Annotated in this window: 19 protein-coding genes; 5 read left to right on the top strand and 14 right to left on the bottom strand. The window is 36.6% G+C overall.

Annotation, left to right across the window (positions count from 1 at the left end; all coding sequences use genetic code 11):
- Nucleotides 1–181 precede the first annotated feature (181 nt).
- Nucleotides 182–1159 (top strand): arsenic resistance protein, encoded by a 978-nt coding sequence (locus ACFSGI_RS10085; RefSeq protein ID WP_204824009.1) that lies wholly within the window; start codon nt 182–184, stop codon nt 1157–1159.
- A 141-nt stretch (nt 1160–1300) separates the two neighbouring features.
- Here ACFSGI_RS10085 and ACFSGI_RS10080 read toward each other — a convergent pair whose 3' ends face one another.
- A complete protein-coding gene (locus ACFSGI_RS10080; protein WP_204824008.1) occupies nt 1301–2245 on the bottom strand; it encodes a tyrosine-type recombinase/integrase in 945 nt (314 codons plus the stop codon).
- A 250-nt stretch (nt 2246–2495) separates the two neighbouring features.
- Here ACFSGI_RS10080 and ACFSGI_RS10075 point away from each other — a divergent pair, with 250 nt between their 5' ends.
- Nucleotides 2496–3449, top strand: coding sequence for an alpha/beta hydrolase (locus ACFSGI_RS10075; protein ID WP_204824007.1), 954 nt, complete (start codon nt 2496–2498; stop codon nt 3447–3449).
- A gap of 358 nt (nt 3450–3807) precedes the next feature.
- Here ACFSGI_RS10075 and ACFSGI_RS10070 read toward each other — a convergent pair whose 3' ends face one another.
- Complete coding sequence (locus ACFSGI_RS10070; RefSeq protein ID WP_204824006.1) at nt 3808–4677, bottom strand: LysR family transcriptional regulator; 870 nt, start codon at nt 4675–4677, stop codon at nt 3808–3810.
- A gap of 158 nt (nt 4678–4835) precedes the next feature.
- Between ACFSGI_RS10070 and ACFSGI_RS10065 the strand changes: the two genes are divergently transcribed.
- Entirely contained in the window at nt 4836–5858 is a 1023-nt protein-coding gene (locus tag ACFSGI_RS10065) for a YeiH family protein (RefSeq protein ID WP_204824005.1), read from the top strand.
- A 324-nt stretch (nt 5859–6182) separates the two neighbouring features.
- Here ACFSGI_RS10065 and ACFSGI_RS10060 read toward each other — a convergent pair whose 3' ends face one another.
- Both ACFSGI_RS10060 and ACFSGI_RS10055 read right to left on the bottom strand, forming a co-directional pair.
- Complete coding sequence (locus ACFSGI_RS10060) at nt 6183–6542, bottom strand: hypothetical protein (RefSeq protein ID WP_204824004.1); 360 nt, start codon at nt 6540–6542, stop codon at nt 6183–6185.
- Between the two features lie 297 nt (nt 6543–6839).
- Complete coding sequence (locus ACFSGI_RS10055) at nt 6840–7058, bottom strand: hypothetical protein (RefSeq protein WP_204824003.1); 219 nt, start codon at nt 7056–7058, stop codon at nt 6840–6842.
- Between the two features lie 627 nt (nt 7059–7685).
- On the opposite strand from ACFSGI_RS10055, the gene ACFSGI_RS10050 reads away from it, so the two are divergent.
- Together ACFSGI_RS10050 and ACFSGI_RS10045 are read left to right on the top strand one after the other, a co-directional pair.
- On the top strand, nt 7686–8675 hold the full coding sequence (locus tag ACFSGI_RS10050) for an AraC family transcriptional regulator (protein ID WP_204824002.1): 990 nt from the start codon (nt 7686–7688) through the stop codon (nt 8673–8675).
- A 308-nt stretch (nt 8676–8983) separates the two neighbouring features.
- Nucleotides 8984–9883 carry an SDR family oxidoreductase gene (locus ACFSGI_RS10045; protein ID WP_204824001.1) on the top strand — a complete coding sequence of 300 codons (900 nt, stop codon included), beginning with the start codon at nt 8984–8986 and terminating at the stop codon, nt 9881–9883.
- Nucleotides 9884–10029: 146 nt separating this feature from the next.
- On the opposite strand, the gene ACFSGI_RS10040 is transcribed toward ACFSGI_RS10045, so the two are convergent.
- The 10 genes from ACFSGI_RS10040 to fba all read right to left on the bottom strand — a co-directional run bounded on the left by ACFSGI_RS10040 (nt 10030) and on the right by fba (nt 21198).
- Nucleotides 10030–10896 carry an aldo/keto reductase gene (locus ACFSGI_RS10040; protein ID WP_204824000.1) on the bottom strand — a complete coding sequence of 289 codons (867 nt, stop codon included), beginning with the start codon at nt 10894–10896 and terminating at the stop codon, nt 10030–10032.
- A gap of 427 nt (nt 10897–11323) precedes the next feature.
- Nucleotides 11324–12835 carry a right-handed parallel beta-helix repeat-containing protein gene (locus ACFSGI_RS10035; RefSeq protein WP_204824977.1) on the bottom strand — a complete coding sequence of 504 codons (1512 nt, stop codon included), beginning with the start codon at nt 12833–12835 and terminating at the stop codon, nt 11324–11326.
- Nucleotides 12836–12985: 150 nt separating this feature from the next.
- Nucleotides 12986–13942 carry a carbohydrate kinase family protein gene (locus tag ACFSGI_RS10030; RefSeq protein WP_379283109.1) on the bottom strand — a complete coding sequence of 319 codons (957 nt, stop codon included), beginning with the start codon at nt 13940–13942 and terminating at the stop codon, nt 12986–12988.
- Between the two features lie 2 nt (nt 13943–13944).
- Nucleotides 13945–15246 carry an alpha-galactosidase gene (melA, locus tag ACFSGI_RS10025; RefSeq protein WP_204823998.1) on the bottom strand — a complete coding sequence of 434 codons (1302 nt, stop codon included), beginning with the start codon at nt 15244–15246 and terminating at the stop codon, nt 13945–13947.
- A gap of 42 nt (nt 15247–15288) precedes the next feature.
- A complete protein-coding gene (locus ACFSGI_RS10020; protein WP_204823997.1) occupies nt 15289–16113 on the bottom strand; it encodes a carbohydrate ABC transporter permease in 825 nt (274 codons plus the stop codon).
- Nucleotides 16114–16128: 15 nt separating this feature from the next.
- A complete protein-coding gene (locus ACFSGI_RS10015; RefSeq protein ID WP_204823996.1) occupies nt 16129–17067 on the bottom strand; it encodes a carbohydrate ABC transporter permease in 939 nt (312 codons plus the stop codon).
- A gap of 16 nt (nt 17068–17083) precedes the next feature.
- A complete protein-coding gene (locus ACFSGI_RS10010; protein ID WP_379283106.1) occupies nt 17084–18361 on the bottom strand; it encodes an ABC transporter substrate-binding protein in 1278 nt (425 codons plus the stop codon).
- 143 nt (nt 18362–18504) lie between these two features.
- A complete protein-coding gene (locus ACFSGI_RS10005) occupies nt 18505–19284 on the bottom strand; it encodes a DeoR/GlpR family DNA-binding transcription regulator (protein ID WP_204823995.1) in 780 nt (259 codons plus the stop codon).
- A gap of 118 nt (nt 19285–19402) precedes the next feature.
- Nucleotides 19403–20335: a 1-phosphofructokinase family hexose kinase gene (locus ACFSGI_RS10000; protein ID WP_204823994.1), complete on the bottom strand. Its 933-nt coding sequence runs from the start codon at nt 20333–20335 to the stop codon at nt 19403–19405.
- Complete coding sequence (gene fba / locus ACFSGI_RS09995; RefSeq protein WP_204823993.1) at nt 20332–21198, bottom strand: class II fructose-1,6-bisphosphate aldolase; 867 nt, start codon at nt 21196–21198, stop codon at nt 20332–20334. The genes ACFSGI_RS10000 and fba overlap by 4 nt, the downstream gene beginning before the upstream one ends.
- Nucleotides 21199–21318 lie beyond the last annotated feature (120 nt).

The following is a 21318-nucleotide window of genomic DNA, read 5'->3' as shown; positions in this document are numbered from 1 at the left end:
AAATTATTTATGAATAACCTGTAAATTATGAGATAAAAGCTTTCATTGGCTCCAATTTGGTAAAAAGTTTATCCTTTTCTCATGATAAGCTATAAGAAATGATCCTAATAATCAAATAAATATATAACTCATATGATCATGCATCATCGTAGTATTCAATTTTAAAGGAGTCGTTCAATCTATGATCACACGAGAACACTTGGAACAATATCAGATTGGGATCTATATCATTGTTTTGATTATAGCCGCGATGGCGGGGTTAATCGCTCCTACAATGATGTCTACTCTGGATCATCAGCTTCTGATCTCGATCGTTATTGCTATATTGATGTTTGGTATGTTTACACAAATTCCCTTTTTACATCTAAAACAGTCTTTAGGTCAGCGCCGTTTTATCGTTGCTTTACTGGTTGCTAATTATATTGCTGTACCGATAGTAGTCTGGGGATTATCGCAATTGCTTCCACAGCAAGCACCTCTATTGTTAGGAGTATACCTGGTACTTCTTACTCCATGTATAGATTATGTTATTGTATTTACGCATTTAGGACGTGGAAATGAAAAAGCGATTTTGCTCGCCACACCTATTCTTTTTATTACTCAAATGATTTTATTACCATTCTATCTATGGTTATTTATGGGTAATCAAGCAGCCGAAGTGGTTAATCCAGCTCCTTTTATTGAATCTTTTCTAATGATTATCGTATTGCCATTGATACTAGCGATCGGTATTCAACTTCTTGCTAGCAAAGTAACTTCGCGCGGTCGATGGATATTAGCAGGATCAGCATGGATTCCTGTTCCATTCATGGCGTTGACTTTATTTATTATTGTATCGTCTCAAATCAATAAATTATCTATGTATAGCGATATCATTATTCAGGTGATTCCGATCTATATTGCGTTTCTATGTATTATGCCTTTGCTTACTAGATGGATTGTACAATGGTTCAAATTAGATAGCCAATCAGGACGAGCCGTTATTTTTAGTGCAGGCACTCGCAATTCTCTGGTCGTTCTTCCACTTGCTTTATCGTTGCCAGATCAATGGAGCACATTAGTTGCTGCTATTATTGTAACGCAGACGATTGTGGAGCTGGTTGGTGAACTGATTTATATTCGTGTCATTCCTCAATTTATTTTACCGGATAAACGTTAAGCAGAAATTTGTATCAGACAACATTGGTTGTAAAGGAGAAGAGAAATACCCTAATTTATAAGATATACGAAGAGGATAGATCGCTGGTGACACTAAACGATCTATCCTCTTTGTATTGTCTAATAGTTGATATACATCACATTATTTAATTTCAAAAGGAAGCTGTACATCCAATTTGGAGATTGCTTCTTCTTTCTCGCGATTACTAACATGCGTATAGATAGTTGTAGTCTGGATTGAAGAGTGACCTAACAATTCTTGTACTGTCCTCAAGTCCGTACCTTGTCGTAATAACATTGTTGCAAATGAATGACGTAATTTATGACTGGAATACGGAAGCCGTTGTTCAGGCTCGATATGACTTTGAAAACGATCAAATGTATCGGTAGCAATCTGCTGAATATTGCGAATCGATAATCGTGTTCCTTTTTGCGAAATAAAGAGTGCTGTCTCTCCATCTCTCCAGGGTGATAATCGTTCTTCAATTGCTTGATTTAGAATAGTAGCTACAGCGTTCGGAACAGGTAAAGTACGCCATTTACGTCCTTTTCCCAACACTTGCAATGTTCCCCGTTCAGGATTGTAATCGTTAAGATTCAGACCATGCACTTCTCCAACTCGTAAGCCCATATATGCCATAAACAAAAAAATCGTTAAATTGCGTGTACGATACTTTCCTTCTACAGACTGCATAAATTCAGTAATCTTGATCTCATCCAAGTAAACAGGTGCTTTGTTATGTTCTGTTTTGGCTTTTTTGATTCCAAAAGCAGGATTATGTTCAGCCATTTCAAGTTCGATTAAAGCTTTGAAAAAGCAACTGACTGCTGCATGTTTACGGTTTCTTGTAGAATCACTGACCCCGCGTGTACGTGCACTACTGAGAAAAGAAAGCACATGCCTTTTTTTCATTTCGTCCAGCGGTTTATTTCGAATCGCATGAGAATTCAGAAACTCGTATACATCGCTTAAATAGGACTTCTGAGTATAACGAGTATAGCCTGCATCTTTCATCCAATCGGTAAAAGCTTCAATCTCTTCATCATATATAAAATCCTCTTCTTCAGAGTCGTTATAAATAGTCATCAGACAGAAGTCATCCTTTCCTATACAATCTTGCTTTCTTCTATTATACAACAGTGTATTAGATGTATTGTTATTTCTCTATCGGAAATAAAAATAGGGAAAAAGATAGATAATAGCGTTTGAACGTTTCAAAACGGGTAAAAAAGAGTATAACTTATGTAGAAACAAACAGCGTAAAATTTTATTTTGCAAAATTAATTCAAATATTATTTTAAACAAAAATACTTACTTATGAAGAGGAGATTCTACGATGACCGAATTTAAAAAAGTTTATCTTGAACCTGCTGCTCAAAAATTTGCAGATGACAACTCTAAGCCTCCATTTCTATCTGACTTAGGTCCAGAAAAAGGTCGCGAAACAGTAGATGAAGTACAATCTGGCGAAGTATACAAACCAGAAGTAGATATTGAAGAATTGTCGATTGCAGGCGGCCCATCTGGCGAAGTATCCGTTCGTATTTTACGTCCTAAAAATGCTCCTGAGACTTTGCCTGTATTAGTATATATTCATGGTGCTGGCTGGGTATTCGGTAATGCACATACTCATGATCGTCTTAGTCGTGAACTTGCAACAGGTGCTGAAGTAGCTGTAGTATTTGTAAATTACAGCCTTTCTCCTGAGCACAAATATCCAACAGCAATTGAAGAAATCTATGCTGTTGTAGAATGGATTGCTAAAGAAGGATCGACTAAAGGTCTGGATGCATCCAAACTATATGTAGGTGGCGATAGCGTTGGTGGTAATATGACAGCGGCTATTACACTAATGTCTAAAGAACGCAGTGGCCCTACAATTCAAAAACAATTGTTATTCTATCCAGTAACAGATGCTTCGTTCGATACCGAATCCTATCAACAATTTGCAGAAGGTTATTTCTTGCAACGCGACGGTATGAAATGGTTCTGGGATCAATATACAACAGATCCTAATGAGCGTGCTCAAATTACAGCATCCCCTCTTCGTGCAACAACAGAACAATTAAGTGGTCTACCAGAAGCTTTGGTTATCACAGGTGAAGCTGATGTACTGCGTGATGAAGGTGAAGCTTATGCAAACAAACTGCGTGAAGCTGGTGTACCGGTTACCGCTGTTCGTTTCCAGGGAATTATCCATGACTTTGTGATGCTAAATGTATTGGCAGATACAAATGCCAAAAAAGGTGCTATCAAACTAGCAACTACATTCTTGCGTGAAGGATTCTAAAATTACTCTTTTAAAGATATAAATGAATTTAAGATATAGAAAAAGCGAGACTTTCTTATAAAAGAAGTCTCGCTTTTTTTGTAGAGTTTGATGTAGACATAACTATTTAATCTAGATAGCTATTGCATAGTCCACATTAGTTTTGTTGTATTTTCATTTTATTTTACATAATAAATATTATGTAAAATAAAATGAAAATGAATACTATCTCTTTATTTAGTTTGTAATGGATCACATATATGGGCTAAATCTATATTGCTACGACAAGTATGATGTTAACTAAAGGTTAGAAAAAATAGCTTAATAACGTTATTTATATCTTAGAATTATCAATATAGATGTGTGCAATATTTCGAAGCTATAACAAAGATTCGATAAATATTTCAACTGCTTTGGTATAGAAATCAACTTTGGGCGTAATAATAGAGAAATTTCGTGAGATAGGAAAGCCATCGTTAAGAAACAATTTCACTTTTCCAAGCTTTAGTTCATTTTTGATAGATGCATGCGAAAGTATAGAAATACCTAGACCTGCTTCAATAGATTCTTTAATTACTTGTGTACTTCCTAATGTCATATACTTCTTCGGTTCAAATCCTAACTGCTTCCATCCTTTTTCTTGCATTTCTCGTGTTCCAGAGCCTTCTTCACGTACTAACCAGGTTTCTGAATTTAATAATAAAGGGTCTATTTCATGTTGTTCTGCTAGATAATGATTGGAAGGAATGACAATAGATAACTCATCAATAGCAAATGGGATCACCTTTATATTTTGATTATGAATCTCTCCTTCAATAATACCAACATCGATCTTATGTTTTTGGATTAAATCTATAATCTCATGAGAATTTTTTATAGTAATCATTGGGTTTAATAGTGGGTAAGATTTGAGCATAGTAGCGATTTTATGAGGAAGAATGTATTCCCCATACGTATAGCTTGCGCCAATAGAAAATGGACCACTTGCTGTATTTTTTAAGTCATCAATAAGCTTGTCTGTTAGCATGTAAAGGTCTAAGATCTGTTTGGCATGATGGAATACTATCTCTCCAGCTTTGGTCAGTCGTACATATTTGTTGGTTCTTTCTAACAATTTGATCCCCATATTTTTTTCTAATGTTTGTATATAATTGCTCACTGCGGGTTGTGTCATATATAGAAGCTCGGCTGCTCGAGTGAAGTTTTTTTGTTCTGCCACTTTAGTAAATACTAACAAAGATTGATCCATTCTAATTATTCCTCCTTAGCACAAAATTAGGATATTATTTCAACTTTAATAATAAGTAATTTTATATGATAAATATAATAATAACCTATTTTACTTATAATTAAAATAACTATACTCTTAATATATAGAAGTAAACATAGGAGTTAGGAGTTGTTTAAATGAATATATTATTAGCACAATACAAAAAAACATCTGCAACTGTATTATGGTTGGGCGGGATTGGATTCACTTTTATGATTGCATGGCTAGGATTCGAAGTATCCAAAATACCAGGATTAGATCATGTAGGTCAATTAGCATGTGCAATTATTATTGCTGTATTTTATCGCCAAATCTGGGGATACCCAGAGAAGATTCGCACTGGAATCCAATTTTCAGCTAAACGGTTGTTAAGACTTGCGATTATTCTTTTTGGATTAAAATTAAATATAGATGTTGTTCTTCATCAAGGGTTAGGGTTACTTATCAGAGATGTTGGAACAATTGTATTCTCTATCTTTCTTACTATATGGCTTGCAAAACTATTCAAAGCCGACGCTTCTTTATCCTTATTGTTAGGTATTGGAACAGGTGTATGCGGGGCTGCTGCAATCGCTGCTGTTTCACCTATTTTAAAAGTAAAAGATGAAGATACTGCTATGGGAGCAGGGATTATCGCTTTAGTAGGGACTGTTTTTGCGATTACGTATACAATTCTACGCCCTTTTCTTCCCTTAACCAATATTCAATATGGTATATGGTCAGGTGTGGGTCTACACGAAATTGCCCATGTTGCTTTGGCAGGAGCACCGGCTGGTCAAGATGCACTTGCTATTGCACTATTAGCAAAACTTGGTCGTGTCTTCTTACTGGTTCCACTCAGCTTTATTTTAATGTACTGGATGAAATGCAAAAATAAAATAGGTTCACATTCGGATGTCAAAATTGAATTTCCGTGGTTTCTGCTAGGTTTTGTGATAATGAGCTTATTTGGAAGTTATATTCTAGGTCACTTCATTATGATCCCAACAGGTCTTATGAATAAGGTCTCTTTCTTCACTTCTTTTATTTTAACTATGGCTATGATTGGACTGGGATTAAATGTGAGTCTAAAAGACCTTAGAACTAAAGCATTGCGTCCCCTTCTAGCGATGACGATTACATCTGTTTTACTATCTGTTATCACATACTTTACAATATAGATATTCATAAATAAAAAGGATTATTAAATGAAAAAGGACTTATTTACTACTAAAAATTTAATTTATTCATATCATTCATGTATGATTATGATTGAGATAAAGTAGTGTTTAAATCATAGCGTATTTAAGTTATTATTTCGGAAAGGACTTGAATTCTATCAAACGTAACTTGTGTTTTTAACTTAATATAATTCAATGAATAAACATAATATTAATTATGTAAACAATGAAAAAGCAAAATAAATATTATATACAAAAAAGAGAATGCAATCTATCTACATTCTCTTTTTTAATCCAACTATATGGGATCAATTAATAATAAGCTTACTTTCCACCAGCTTGACGAGAATTATAAAATTCAACTGCTTTTTGAATCAATTGTTGCATAGAACCAAAAGAAGTACTTTCTTTAACCTGGTTATCCAATTGACCTTGAGGAACTTCTTTGACTTTGTCTGCCGAATCTGTAGAAGATCCTACTCCTGCTTTTTGCAACAATTCTCCAATAGATTGAAATGGAGTGTGTTTTTGCATAAACTCTGGAGTCAATAATTTTTCCAATGGAAGTTTTTGTAGAATTTGATCCAATGGTAAGTTTTTAGCGATTTCCACCAAACCACCTGGTGTTTTTGCTTTTTCAATCATTCCTTTAAGATCGCCCATTCCACCTAAATTAAATCCCATTATTGTTATCCTCCTCTAAAATTATCATTTGATCAGCTTTTACAGCTAGATGGTATACGTGTGTAGAGACGTAATCACATACGTCTTCTTGCTTATTACCCTAATCTATAGCTTGTGATTGATAAATCATTTTAGGCAAGTGGTATGTATGATGGTGATAACCAAATTATAGTTTACGTATTGTTAATTATGTAAACTAATAATCAAAAAACAAAAGCTAATAAAACGAGCTAAATAAATAACGTTTATGTTTATAGCTTTTTTTTGCTTTTCCTGTTATTCATTTAGTTGTAATCATTAGATAATTTCTAATACGCGTTCCCATGAATTCAGATACTCCAATTCTTCTTCGACTCTTTGCTTCTCTTCCATATCCAAGTCCTCTTGATTACTGAACTCTTCTCCATCTGCAAATTCGTTATTCATTACAGGTGTACAAAACCAGATAATTTTATCCGAAATTTCTTTTTGTTGAAGATCGTTATATTGATTCTCTACATTATAGACACGACTCATTGTTTATCCATCTCCTTCTACACGCTTTATCTTTATGTCGACATCCAGCAACATTCTAATAAGAGCATCCGACAAAATAGTTTATTTCTTTTTTATATCATAATACAATTTTCAATTTTTCAAATCCGCTCAGAGGATGAATTATGTACTACAAAATATCATCCTCTAGATGGAGTTAATTTTTACAATCCTCTTTTTAAAAAAATAATAAAAGCGAATAGAATTAATCATATTCTTCGGAATGATCTGTTCTGTTCTTTAGTTTACATAATAATAATTATGTATTATTAAATTCCTATACTTTCAATGCGTATGTAATGGTATTTATTGTTAATTTAATCGAAAAAGCAAGATATTTAACACACAATAGTGGTCGACTTTAATTATTTTAATGAATTTAAAGAGAAACAGCGTATAATTTATATTATACGCTGTTTTTTCAGAAGTTATATCGTATAATATAATCCAAGTTTATAGTAGATAACTACTCGAAAAACCTACTCTTTCTATCTGTATATTGTTTTCAGCACAAAAAAATATACATCGCTTGAAGAGTATGTATAATAAAGATTATCGCTATATCGGTAAGATTCGGAATACACCACACCTAAGGAGTTACAGGTAAATATGAAAATCAATAATCTTCCTACATCTAAAATCAAAGATAACCATACATCTGTTGTGTCAGTAGATTCATATACCCGTGTACAGGATATAGAGACTGTACAATTAGCACATTTAATTTCTGTGCTTGCTCCTCATGAAGGAACGGTAGATTTAAGTAAATATATATCGGGATTACATGTCAGTCGCTACTCCTATATCACTCCAGATACAATCAAGACATTTTTTTCTACATCTCTCATTATTGTTGCTCAAGGTGCCAAAGCAATCACTATAGAAAATAGCGTTTTTTCTTTTGGTAAATCACAGATGATCTTACTTCCGATCGCCTTACCATTAGATATCCAGATTACAGAGACCAGTCTTTCGCACCCTTATCTTGGAATCAAATTAGAATTAGATCCACAGAAATTAAGTGAACTGGTATTGAGATTGTACCCTAACGGACTTTCTACAACTCATCAACAAAGCAAAGGATATATCGCAAACACTGATTCCAGTATAATAAACGCCTCGATTCGCTTATTAGAATGTTTGCAAAATGCTGAAGATCGTAACATGATTGCACCATTGATACTAGAAGAAATAATGATACGTGTATTGCGTAGCCCTATCGGAATATCTATTGCTGAAACAGGATTTGGCGAGGTTGAAGTGCAACGAATCGCTAAAGTGATAGACTGGCTTCGTGATCACTTTTCACAACCAATCAAAGTTGCTGAATTAGCAGAAATTGCGCATATGAGCGTTTCTTCATTTCATGTGCATTTCAAATCAGTCACTTCGATGAGTCCGTTACAGTATCAAAAAACGTTACGGCTTCACGAAGCGAGACGTCTGATGTTAGCCAATTCTATTGATGCGAATACAGCGTGTCGATTAGTCGGCTATGTAAGTGATTCACAATTCAGTCGCGATTATAGTCGGTGTTTCGGTAATCCACCGAGTCGGGATATAGCAAGATTACGACAAAACCCACAAATGGTAGAATGATCTGTTGATCAAAAAATAATACACACTATTATTTTGCGACTACTTGATCAGGATGCACAATATCAAAAGCTACTTCCAAAACTCATGGTGCTATTACTGTGAGTTTTTTATATTTGTAAAGAAATCGACCGGTATTGAATAGTTATGAAACGATATTTGTAGAATCAGGCAAAAAGCGAAATGGAATAGACAATGATCAATATAAAGCAAAAGCTATACTAAATGTATCTTGTAGCGACAAGAAAACAGTCAATAGATAGCTAATTTTTCACATCATCATGCTATCTCATTTTAGGAGGAAATCAATTATGCGCGTTTTTGTCACAGGGGCAACAGGATTTATTGGGTCAGCTATTGTAAAAGAATTAATCCAAGCTGGACACGAAGTACTTGGACTTGCTCGTTCAGAAGAATCAGCAAACAAGCTTACAGAATGGGGTGCTACAGTACAACGTGGTTCTTTAACAGATTTGGAAAGTTTGCGACAAGGTGTAGCTACAACAGATGGCGTTATTCATGCTGCATTTATTCATGACTTTTCTGATGTGACCTCTGCTGGAGAAATAGATCGACGTGCAATTGAAACGATAGGTGCTGAACTTGCTGGAACCAATCGACCTTTTGTCGTTACATCGGTAATTGGACATCTTGCATCCAATCAGCTTGCCACTGAACACTCTTCGCCTGATCGAAATTCAATGACTCAACACCGCTTTGCTTCTGAAGAGTTGGCATTGTCTCTTTCTTCTCAGAATGTAAAAGTATCTGTGATTAGACTTCCGCCTTCTGTTCATGGTGAGGGTGATACAGGCGGTTTTATTCCCGCTTTGATTCGCATAGCTCAAAGTAAAGGAGTATCTGCTTATATCGAAGAAGGAAATAATCATTGGCCTGCTGTTCATCGTTTAGATGCTGCACGCCTTTATCGTTTAGCTGTGGAACAAGCTACTGCCGGTTCTATGTTACATGCTATTGGAGAGGAAGGCATTTTATTACGCGATATTGCTACAATCATCGGTCAACATTTGAATGTACCTGTCGTTAGCATCCCTACTACTCGAGCGAAAGAACATTTTGGTTGGCTAGCTCATTTCACTTGGATCAATATTCCTGCTTCAAGTCAAATAACTCAGCAACAACTAGGCTGGAAACCAGTTCATTCTACACTTCTCGCAGATTTAGATGGAGCTATTTATTTTAAAAGATAATATCTGTCCAATTATCAATAGTATTTTTTATTATACTAACATATCGCAAAATAATAACCAACTCCTAAAAGCTTATCATCAGCTACTAGGAGTTGGTTTTATTTAATAAAAATCTATCATTCAAACAGATAAATAAATTTTCAATCTTATTTCAATTGATTGAGTGTCTCAAAGTCTTCGTCACTCAACTTCAATTCTACAGCTTGAACATTTTGCTCTAGATGCGATACTGTCGATGTACCCGGAATAGGCAATACCACAGGAGAACGACGCAATAACCAAGCAAGTGCCACTTGAGCAGGTTGAGCATTTAGACGTTTGGAGATTTCGTCAAGCGGGCCGCCTTCTTGAGCTAATTTACCGGTAGCCAGCGGGAACCAAGGAATAAAAGCAATATTGTTCTTTTCCGCTTCATTGAGCAGTTCTTCAGATTGACGATTAGATAGATTATATAGATTTTGCACAGAAGCAATCGGAGTAATCTTGTTCGCTTCTCGCAACTCGTCTACACTAACCTCACTCAGACCAATATAGCGAATTTTACCTTCTTGACGCAGTTTCTCAAGTTCGCCTAATTGTTCTTCTAGTGGAACTTTAGGATCGATGCGGTGAAGTTGGAACAGATCAATACGTTCCAATCCTAGATGACGTAGACTTAGTTCAGCTTGTTGGCGCAAATATTCAGGACGCCCTACAGGACGCCAGTCATTTGGCCCTGAACGCGTTAAGCCTGCTTTGGTAGCAATAACTAGATCATCTTTATAAGGATGCAATGCTTTACGGATCAACTGTTCAGCTACGAAAGGGCCGTAAGAATCAGCCGTATCAATAAAGTTAACACCTAATTCAACCGCACGTTGAAGAACACGAACAGCTTCATCAGGATCTTTGGGATCACCCCATACGCCTTTACCTGTCAATTGCATACTGCCATAGCCAAGTCGATGTACACTTAGTTCTCCGCCAATTTTGAATGTACCTGAATCAGCCGCATTCCAATCATTTGTAGTCATACTCAGTTGCTCCTCTCGTTTTCAAATCTGCTTTTCGATATGAATAAATTGGTTTAGTTACTTCAGTCGGTAACTATGTACAATTATTACTTACTTACCCTAAATAAGCATACTATCATACATAAATATAGAAATAAATTTCACAAAAGCAAGTAATCGTTTGCTTAACTATATATCAAATCACACCTAACCCCGCTAACTACGTCCAAATGGCTGATAAAATCATCAAGTCCACTAAGCAGTTTCACACCCTTTTTATTTAAAAATTGAAAGAATTTAATCTAATTAATCTATGTATAGAGAAATGTCACTATATTAAAGGTATTCAAAATGATACTTCACAAAAAAGCGACTATCCAGATATATTATTTATACCGGATAGTCGCTTTTTTTGCTATTGATAGATCATAGATATTGGGTATACCAATTACTCATCGGCTCCAATATTCACTGCACTGCCAGATACTCGATTTTGTCCGTCAATATCAGCCGTTCCAATAATCGCTGTATCTGTTGATCCTTTATCTACAGCAGGTGAAGTGGTCTGAATATGATAATTATCTGCACTTACATCTACAAACTTAGGATCTGCGAAGATGGAATGAGCATCATTACCTGATCCTGATTTGTAAGCCGCAAATCCGTTATACTCTTTGTTTTTCCAAATCCAAAATGTAGAATCACTACTACCTGAAGCAAAGTATAAATTGTAGTCAACTACGTTACCTGAATTTTTGGTATACGGATTCGTGATCAAAGCATTGGAAGAACCAGCTACCATAATATTATTTTTGATAATGTTATTGGAAGTATCGTATTGGACTAATAATTGTCCATTATCGTCACCTAATGTATCGTTTTTGTACAGCGTATTATTCACGATTTTGGAGTTAGTGGTTGAACCACGACCTGTATCATAACCCCCCATAGCAATACCGGTTAAGCGGTTTTTATAGACCATATTGCTACGAACTGTAATATTGTCGGTCGCTTTGCCTGCATGTTCAGAAGCAATTTCGATACCGATATCGTTGTTGTAACTGTAGTTACGCTCAATAATCGTGTCTTTTCCACCATCTACATAAATACCATCTGCGGAATTGGTGTTATTAGGTACAGGACCATAAGATACATTATTATTGGACGTAATATTATACACTTTATTACCTTGAACCAATCCATTACGAGCTTGATCGTAAGCAACTGTTGGAGATTTACCTTCGAATCCTATTACATCAATCCCAATGTTGTCTGCATCATGGATCGTATTGTTGAGAATTGAAAATGTATCTACATTCCCGTTGACCACTAATGCTTCACTTGTACCTAACACTAAATTATATAATTCATTTCCGCTGATGGTCAGATTATTGATAGAAGCTGGAGCTTGGGTTCCATAGACAGCAATACCATGAGCATCACGTCCTAACCAGATGTCTCCACTTGATGTAGATGTAGGTGTAGCTGTACTTTTGATATCATGGATTTTGTTATTGAGTAGCTTGATATTGCTTCCTTTGCCATGGACATAGATACCAATCGGTAGTAAATCTTTAGTAGCTGTTTTGTAATTACTAAGTTCTAACCCTTGAATAGTAATGTAATCAGCATTTTGAATATCGATTAATCCTTCTAATCCTGTAACACTTAATCCTGTTCCATCAATGATAGGTTTTTCAGAAGCATAGTTGCTAAAAGTGATAGCTCCTGTAGAAGAGCCTGACTTGGTGATTTTCAGCTTCTGATTATACGTACCTCCACGAATATAGACAGTACTTCCTGCTGTAGCTACATCTGCGGCATGTTGCAGTGTTTTCCAAGGAGCGCTCAATGTCCCTGCATTAGAATCACTACCACTGGTGGATACATAATATTGGGTTTCTGCGGCTACCGCTTGAGAAGTATTCCACTGAATACCTGTGGTTACTAACAACACCATACTTGCGCCTAGCACTACTTTTTTGATGGACTTGAACACTTCATCATCAGCTCCTCTGAAATAGTGAATTGCGATACATTAACGTTGTTGCTTACCCCTTGTATAGCAGAATAAGTATTACAAGCTCACCTCCTTTAAAGAATAAACACGTTAAGAATGACTCATCTGTATATGGTCTATCTGCTGTAAAGTCGGTAAAGCTCCTGTACCGCCTACTCCTTGAGTAGATAAAGCACCACAAGCATTTGCAAATTCTAACAAAGTGGCTCTTCGATAACCTTGCAAATATCCATAAATGATCCCGGCATTGAAGCAGTCTCCTGCTCCTGTCGTATCAATAGGCGTCACCGGATAAGAGCGAATCGTTAGCGGTTGCTTGGTTGCATCAACAAGCAAAGAACCTTGAGAACCTAATTTTACGATCACATTGCCTATAAGATTAGGTAGTTGCGTAATAACTTCTTCCATGTGCGAAGTGTTATAAATATGCAATATCTCTTCTTCACTTGGAATAAACAAGTTAGTAGTTGTTAATAATTGTTCAATTCCTGAACGATCCCATAGATTACGAATGTCCCAACCGGTATCAAAAGAAGTGCTTACGCCTAGCTGCTGTGCCTGTGCAAACAACGTTGACCAATGCTCTCTCATCTGATCTTGTAAATAGTAGGAACCGAAGTGTAAATGATCGGCTTCACGAAGCAATGATTCTGGCACCATATCAGGTGTAACACATGGAATACTTCCCGGATAGGTGACAAGACCACGATCAGACGAAGTAGAAAATGATAATGTCACTCCTGTTTGGATATCCGAACGCGTATGGATATAATCTGTATTTACGCCCATTCGCTGTAATTCTTGTATACAAAATTCTCCAAAATAATCTGCTCCCACTACACTTACAAATTTCACTTCAACGCCAAGACTAGCGAGTGCACAAGCCGTAATCGCTGAAGACGATCCCAAAACAATTTCGAATTGATTAGCTATCTTTTCTCGATTCCATTCCGGTACAATATCTTCTCCAGTTAGAATCATATCAACATTCAATTCGCCAACGACAACAACACTTGCAATGGGTGTATGTGATGCTTTAGTACTCATCATTATTTCATATTCGGGATAAATTCCCGTTCCACTTCATATAATTCATCGAACATGTTGCTGATTTCTTCAAGTGAACAGACTGCCGCTGTTAATGGATCAGACATCAACGCATGACGTGCCATTTCTTTATCATTACCGAGTACAGCACCTACAGCTAGTTCAAAAAATGCCATATTCGAGCGACACAGCGCAGCTAGATGTTCAGGTAGACTACCGAACTGACAAGGATTGATTCCATTACCATCAATCATACAAGCCACTTCCACTACACCATTTTGCGGTAAATTATGGATAAGCCCTTGATTAGGTACATTACCATAGATCACTTTAGGTTCATTTTTTAGCATGGCTTCTATAATAACCGCTGCATACTCATTACTATTTTTCAATTCGATAGGTAAAGTACCTTCTAATTGTTGCAAGATGCGCTCATCGTTTTCTTTTCTCCAGGTGGGCCAGTTATCTGCATAAAATCCTGTTGCACCGTTATATCCTGTATTGCAGTGCTGATCAATTAATTCCTGACGTTTACGATAATAAGGAATATATTCAGAAAAGTGTCCGCTTGATTCAGATACAAAAGCACCTAAGTATTTCATTGCGTCTAAACGCACAGGATCTTGACGTAGCAACTCTTCGTCTTTTATTTTTTCCAGTAATACAGGGTACAAGTCTTGACCTTTATGCTTGAGTTCAACGAACCATGACATATGATTAATGCCACCTGCTCGCCATTCTAATTCGTTGTAAGGTACACCTGCATATTCTGCTAATTGACTGGATGTATTCTGAATCGAGTGACATAGACCGACTACCGGAAGTTCGGTAATCCGTGAAGTCAGTAAAGTGACTGCTGACATCGGATTCGTATAATTCAAAATGGTAGCATGAGGAGCAAGGTCTTCAATATCTCTCACAATGTCGATCCAGCTTGGGAGTGTCCGCAACGTTTTGAACAAACCACCTGGCCCAAGCGTGTCTCCTATACACTGATTTACATTGTATTTAAGAGGAATCTCATACTCGTACCTTACATTTTGCAATCCACCGACTTCAATCTGATTAATTACAAATTGAGAACCGCCAATAACTTCACGTCGATCTGTAGAAGCGATAACGTTCCAACGATTACCTGTCATTTCAATCAACTTTTCGACCATACGACGAGCAATATCCAGACGCTTTGCATCAAGATCGACTAACGCAATCGTTCCTCCATCGATTCCTTCTATGTTTAAGATATCTGTTGTGATATCTTGTGTAAAAGCACTACCTGCACCAATAATAGATATTTTTGTCATTATAATTCGTCCTCTCTGCATGTTGATTATGATGGAATATTGTTATTTCATACCTGTCATAGTTAAGCCTTTGATAAATTGCTTTTGGAAAATAAGGAAAACAACCATTACAGGTAAAGTAATTAAGACAGCCGCAGACATCACAACATTGTAATTGATCACATGAGTTCCGTTAAAATACACAAGTGCCAGAGGTACCGTCATATGATCGGTATCATTCAGTACGATTAACGGCCATAGATAATTGTTCCATGCATTCATAAATGTAAAGATACCAAGCGCTGATAGCATCGGCAAAATAAGAGGAGCAATAATTCGAATCATCAGTCGTAATTCACCAGCACCATCTATTCGCGCAGCATCCAGCAAGTCTTGCGGGATATCTTCAATAAATTGTTTGGCTAAGAACACTCCATAAGAACTAACAAGGTTAGGCAAAATAATAGCGGCTAAATGATCAATCAATCCAAGTCTTGCAGTGATCAGATATGTGGGAATCATAATCACTTGAAAAGGAATCATCATGGTTGCCAGAATCAATATAAATAAGATGCGTTTGCCTTTAAATTGATGCTTAGCAAAAACGTAACCTGCAAGCGCACTTGTAAACAGTGTAATGATGGTGATAATGACTGCTGAAATAGCGCTATTCCACATCCATTTCACAAAGGGAGCATCTTCAAATACAGTAAAATATCCTTCTAATGTCGGATGATTTGGAAAAAAACTTCCCTGACCTGACATGATATCCATATTACTTTTGAAAGAAGATACTACCATCCATAGATAGGGAACCATCATTGCCACCGCTGTCACGATTAGAAACACCAATACGATCGAATCCAACCATGGACTTTTTCGTTGCATCTGTATCTCCTCCTCTTATTGTTCCCAGCTAGCACGTCCTAATCGGAACTGAATTAACGTTACGATTAAAATGATGATTAGGAATATAGTTGCCATTGCCGAAGCATAGCCCATATTGGAATTGGAAAAAGCTTGGTCATAAATATTAAGCGCTAAGACCCTTGTTTCGTTAAATGGCTCTCCTTTGGTCATGATCTGGAATTGTGGAAATGCTTGAAAATATGAAATCACTGTAGTGATCGTTACAAATAACATCGTTCTCCGCAATAAAGGCAATGTGACAAAAAAGAACAAATGCCAGCGATTAGCGCCATCCAGAATAGCCGCTTCATAATACATATCAGCAATAGACTCTCTGCCTGCTATAAATAGCACAATATTATAGCCAATATCTGCCCAGAGCGTCATCATAATGACGGATAACAAAGCATATTTGGGATCACTTAACCAGTGAACAGGAGCAATATGTAGCTGACCCAGAATCACATTGAATAATCCACTGTCATAATTCAAAATAGTTGTCCAAACAATAGCTGTTCCCGCTAGTGGAGCAATCGCTGGTAAAAAGAACAGGGTACGAAATAAGTTTTTAAGCCATTGTATTCGTATTGCATAGATCGCACTTGCAATAATTAATGTAATCGCAATATTGCTGATAACAGTAATACCAACGAATTTAAAAGTAACCCAGAGCGATTTTAGAAAGACTGCATCTTGAAGTAACAATGTATAATTTTTCATTCCTGTAAAAACAGCATGATTACTGAGCGGACTATAATCGTAAAAAGATAACAATAAACTCCAAGCAATCGGTAGAAAAGCAAATACTCCAAAAAGAAGCAGAATCGGGGCTAGAGCAATACGCACAAACCATTTCTCATTTTGATATGACCGAGTCGTTCCTTTATCGAATGTCCTTTTGCTGGTATTTCCAGCTTCGATACTTTTATTCATTCGCTATTCACCTCGACTACTTGTGTTGGTCTTGACTTGAATTGATTGATTTTTCTATATTACTTAGACCTGTTTCGACGGTGATCTGTCCGCTTACAATCAATTGAAAGTTATCATTAATCTGTTTGAAGAAATAATCTCGATCTGTAATAGGCCCAATCCATTGACCATACTGCAAAATATCAAGCGGTGCTTTCATGTACGGATTTTCCTTCAAAAATTTAGGATTATTCGCGACTTCTTTTTTGGGAGGAACCGTAAATGTACTTATATTCCATTGAAGCAGATTTTCATTTTCACTTAAAAATTGAATAAAATTCAAAGCTTGCTTCTGGATTTCACTTTTACTGGCTACCACTACACCCCATCCTGATTCTGCCGCGAAATAAGGATTCTCATTCGTAAATGAAGGAACAGGGACATACTCAAAGTCTTTCATCTTATAGTTATTCAGTCCAGAAGCAACCGTCCAAGGCCCACGATAGGTCATAGCAGAATTGCCACGGAAAAAGTAATCTGAACTATCCAATTGACCGCCAAAAACAGAAAGATCAGTCACTTTATCTACACTCACCAAAGAAGTAAGCGTATTCATTGATTGGATAGCTTCTGGAGTTTGAAAGTTTACATGATTGTCTGTTCCCCAGTACTTTCCATTCTGCTGCAAAATCATAGAGAGAAAGGTAAACGTAATATTGTCTAAAGAAACAAAATCAAATCCTTTGATTTGAATACTATTATCATTACGTACCGTTAATAGTTTGGCACTTTCGACTAAATCAGCCCATGTTTTGGGCGGATACTCTAGCCCTTTATTTTTGAACATTTCAGGATGGATTAACATACCTCCATTTTCAAGATTATATTCAAGCGGTAAGCCATACAACTTTCCATTGTATTGATACGCTCCTAATGGGGCTGGATAATATTCTTTGCTGATCTTTTCGATATTAGGAACTTCAGTTAGTGCTCCATTTTTACTATACTCTGGAACCCATGTACCAAACATCTCAGCTACATCGGGAGGATTTTGTGCAGAAAAAGAGGCTTTAAGTTTTTGATTATAAACGTCATACGGAAAAGTCTGAAATTCAATTTCGATATCGGGGTGTTTGGCTTCATAGGCTTTGATTAGCTTGTTATATGCATCATTCATTGCACTTTCTTGATGTGCCCAAAATATAATTTTAGTTTTACCAGAAGAGCCTACATTTTTAGAATTCGATGCACATCCTGCTAGCATCACCGTAATCAAGACCAGTAAGATAAGGTAGTTCAAAACCTTAGTAAGCATATCAATAAATTCCCCCTTTCAAATGCAGTACTCTCACATACTCTATCCCTATTACTTATAGCGTATAGACAAAAGTTGTATATTAGATATAAGCAACCTTGTCTATACGTAATAGCAATACGATCAGATGGATATCTCAATCATTAGACTAATTGTAGTTGAACATGTTCTTTGTCACATAATTGCTGTAACCAGGAGTCGGGATGTGCATTAGTGATAATGCCGGTCACTTCTTTTAAAGGCATAATCGTAAACAAAGCTGTTTTTTCAAGTTTACTTTGGTCGAACACAGCATATACTTCACTAGAACGTTCACTTAATTGCTGAGCAATCCGTACTTCTAATTCAGAATGCATAGTAAACCCCCGTTCAGATGCTACCCCATCTACACCCAGAAACATTTTGCTCAAATTAATCTTCTGAATAACACTTTCAGCTAAAGGGCCGATTAATTCGTAACTTTGCGAGCGCATGACACCACCTGTGAGCACCACTTGAACCCCTTCGGCATCTGCCAATTCAAAAGCAATATTGACTGCATTGGTAACAACAGTGATATTTTTGCGATGCTTTAATTCCATAGCGATCAAAAAAGTAGTTGTACCACCTGTAAGTCCAATAACATCCCCATCGACTACTAATGCAGCAGCAGCTTCCGCGATTTTTTGCTTATCTGGTTGCTGAGCAAACTGTTTATCAACAAATGGAACTTCATCTTGATTGATTTTGCCTCCACCTTCGTAGACAGCTCCACCAATTGTACGAATCAATTGTCCTTCTTTCTCCATAAGATCGAGATCACGTCTAGCGGTAGCTTCAGAGCAACCAATAACGCTAGTGATTTCTTGGACAGATATTTTGCCATTCTTTTTGATCATATCCATTATTTTTGTACGTCGTAATTCACTTTTAGAATACTCCATTTCTGCAATCTCCTTTGATTTTTATGAGCATTATTCATATGATTATGCTCTTTTTAATCATTTTCTATGATTACAGAATGAATTGCAAGCATCTATTGTAGGATGATTTTATTCGCTTTTATAAGGGAATGACCTGAACAGCAGATTCTAACTCCAGATAAGTCGCATAATCCATATCGCCTGCTTTTTCAGATAATGCATTTGCAGTCGCAACAGCAGAAGCTAACTTTAACTGTTGTACAGGATCGTACTGTCTTGATGTTGCAAATGCCATACCTGCTACAAAAGCATCACCGCACCCTACTGTATTGATGGCTTGAATAGATGGAGATATCACTTGATAAACTTGCTTATTGATAATCGCAATAGACCCTTGACTTCCTCGCGTAATACAGACTTTCTCTATACCACGATCAACTAGAAGCCAAGCCGCATCAATGTATTGTTGATCTGTCGTCAGCGAGGTATTTGTCCATTGCTCTAACTCTTGTTGATTCGGTTTGATAAAATAAGGTCTAGCTTGGATTGAATCTGTAAAAGCAACTCCACTTGTATCCAAAAAAGCATGTACACCTGCCTGTTGTACGATTTCGATGAGTTCAGCATATCCATTCGCCGCTACTCCTTGAGGTAAACTTCCTGAAAAAACAATAATAGTAGATAACTGAGCAATTTGTTGTATTTTCTGCTTGATGGCTATCCATTGTGATGAAGAAATCGTAAGTCCGGGTTCTAACAATTCAGTAGAAGAATGTTGACTGGATTCATCAATAAGATTGAGACATATTCTTGATTCACCTGATGCTATAACAAAATCTGTACTTATTTCTCGCGTTTGTAGCAAGCGATCTATTAGTTGTCCATTGTCTCCTCCTATACAACCAGAAGCAGTCACTTCGCCGCCTAATAGTTTGATGATTTTTGCTACATTGTTTCCTTTACCACCTGGTTCTGTGAGTACACGTCTGACCCGATTGACCTGATGTGTAGCAAATGAATCCATGTAATACGTTTTATCGACTGCTGCATTTAAGGTCACCGTCGTAATCATTGTAAAACGCCTGCTTTACCTGCCGATCCGCATAGTCCAATTTTTTGTATCGCTAATTGTTTCACAGCTTCTTTGGCAGGAACCATATATTTACGTGGATCATTTTCGGAAGGATTTTCATCAAAAATATGTTTAATCGCATCTGAGAAAGCGATACGTAATTCAGTAGCTACATTCATTTTGGACATACCTAGAGCAACAGCTCGCTTCACTTGTTCTGCTGGAATACCTGAACCTCCATGAAGTACCAGTGGAACATCGACTAACTTTGCAATTTGCTCTATTCGCTCAAAATCAATATGAGGATCACCTTTGTAAATACCATGTGCTGTTCCGATCGCAGGTGCTAATGTGAGTACTCCTGTTTGTTTTACAAATTTCAGACATTCTTCAGGATCTGCTAATAGAGCATCTTGCTCATCGACAACGATATCGTCTTCTACGCCGCCTACTTTTCCAAGCTCTGCTTCGACGTTCACACCAGCAGCCGTTGCAATTTCCATGACTTTGCTAGTGATTGCTACATTTTCATCATAAGGGTGCATAGAAGCATCAATCATGACCGACGTATAGCCTGCCCGTATACATTCAATAATAAGATTGAACTCTGTACAATGATCCAAATGAAGTGCAATAGGAATAGAAGATTGATTCGCAGCAACCGTAGCTGCTTCGACTAGATACTTAGCACCTAAATGACGAACAGTACCTACTGTCGATTGGATAATAAGTGGAGATTCCATTTCTGTAGCAGCATCGACAACAGCCTGTAGCATTTCCAAAGTATGTACATTGAAAGCAGCTACAGCATAGTGATGTTCTCTTGCCTTTTGTAGCATAGCAGTTGATGAAATAATTGGCATATTAGCATCTCCTTAATGATTGAATAAATCATTTAAATTGACTCTTTAGATCATTTTTTAATTATAATACTCTTAATTAATGATCAAAACAATCTTTTTTTGATTTTTTTTATAAATTTA

The sequence above is a fragment of the Paenibacillus nicotianae genome, assembly GCF_042681745.1.
Taxonomy (GTDB): Bacteria; Bacillota; Bacilli; order Paenibacillales; family Paenibacillaceae; genus Saccharibacillus; species Saccharibacillus nicotianae.
The sequence above is the reverse complement of the archived record's forward strand: the minus strand, read 5'-3'. Positions and strand labels throughout refer to the sequence as shown.

Coding starts and splice junctions, on each gene's coding strand:
- ACFSGI_RS10080 (WP_204824008.1), bottom strand. CDS start 2,245: ATGACTATTTATAACGACTCTGAAGAAGAGGATTTTATATATGATGAA.
- ACFSGI_RS10020 (WP_204823997.1), bottom strand. CDS start 16,113: ATGCAACGAAAAAGTCCATGGTTGGATTCGATCGTATTGGTGTTTCTA.
- ACFSGI_RS10050 (WP_204824002.1), top strand. CDS start 7,686: ATGAAAATCAATAATCTTCCTACATCTAAAATCAAAGATAACCATACA.
- ACFSGI_RS10070 (WP_204824006.1), bottom strand. CDS start 4,677: ATGGATCAATCTTTGTTAGTATTTACTAAAGTGGCAGAACAAAAAAAC.
- ACFSGI_RS10085 (WP_204824009.1), top strand. CDS start 182: ATGATCACACGAGAACACTTGGAACAATATCAGATTGGGATCTATATC.
- melA (WP_204823998.1), bottom strand. CDS start 15,246: ATGACAAAAATATCTATTATTGGTGCAGGTAGTGCTTTTACACAAGAT.
- ACFSGI_RS10045 (WP_204824001.1), top strand. CDS start 8,984: ATGCGCGTTTTTGTCACAGGGGCAACAGGATTTATTGGGTCAGCTATT.
- fba (WP_204823993.1), bottom strand. CDS start 21,198: ATGCCAATTATTTCATCAACTGCTATGCTACAAAAGGCAAGAGAACAT.
- ACFSGI_RS10005 (WP_204823995.1), bottom strand. CDS start 19,284: ATGGAGTATTCTAAAAGTGAATTACGACGTACAAAAATAATGGATATG.
- ACFSGI_RS10060 (WP_204824004.1), bottom strand. CDS start 6,542: ATGGGATTTAATTTAGGTGGAATGGGCGATCTTAAAGGAATGATTGAA.
- ACFSGI_RS10000 (WP_204823994.1), bottom strand. CDS start 20,335: ATGATTACGACGGTGACCTTAAATGCAGCAGTCGATAAAACGTATTAC.
- ACFSGI_RS10065 (WP_204824005.1), top strand. CDS start 4,836: ATGAATATATTATTAGCACAATACAAAAAAACATCTGCAACTGTATTA.
- ACFSGI_RS10055 (WP_204824003.1), bottom strand. CDS start 7,058: ATGAGTCGTGTCTATAATGTAGAGAATCAATATAACGATCTTCAACAA.
- ACFSGI_RS10030 (WP_379283109.1), bottom strand. CDS start 13,942: ATGAGTACTAAAGCATCACATACACCCATTGCAAGTGTTGTTGTCGTT.
- ACFSGI_RS10035 (WP_204824977.1), bottom strand. CDS start 12,835: ATGGTGTTGTTAGTAACCACAGGTATTCAGTGGAATACTTCTCAAGCG.
- ACFSGI_RS10010 (WP_379283106.1), bottom strand. CDS start 18,361: ATGCTTACTAAGGTTTTGAACTACCTTATCTTACTGGTCTTGATTACG.
- ACFSGI_RS10040 (WP_204824000.1), bottom strand. CDS start 10,896: ATGACTACAAATGATTGGAATGCGGCTGATTCAGGTACATTCAAAATT.
- ACFSGI_RS10075 (WP_204824007.1), top strand. CDS start 2,496: ATGACCGAATTTAAAAAAGTTTATCTTGAACCTGCTGCTCAAAAATTT.
- ACFSGI_RS10015 (WP_204823996.1), bottom strand. CDS start 17,067: ATGAATAAAAGTATCGAAGCTGGAAATACCAGCAAAAGGACATTCGAT.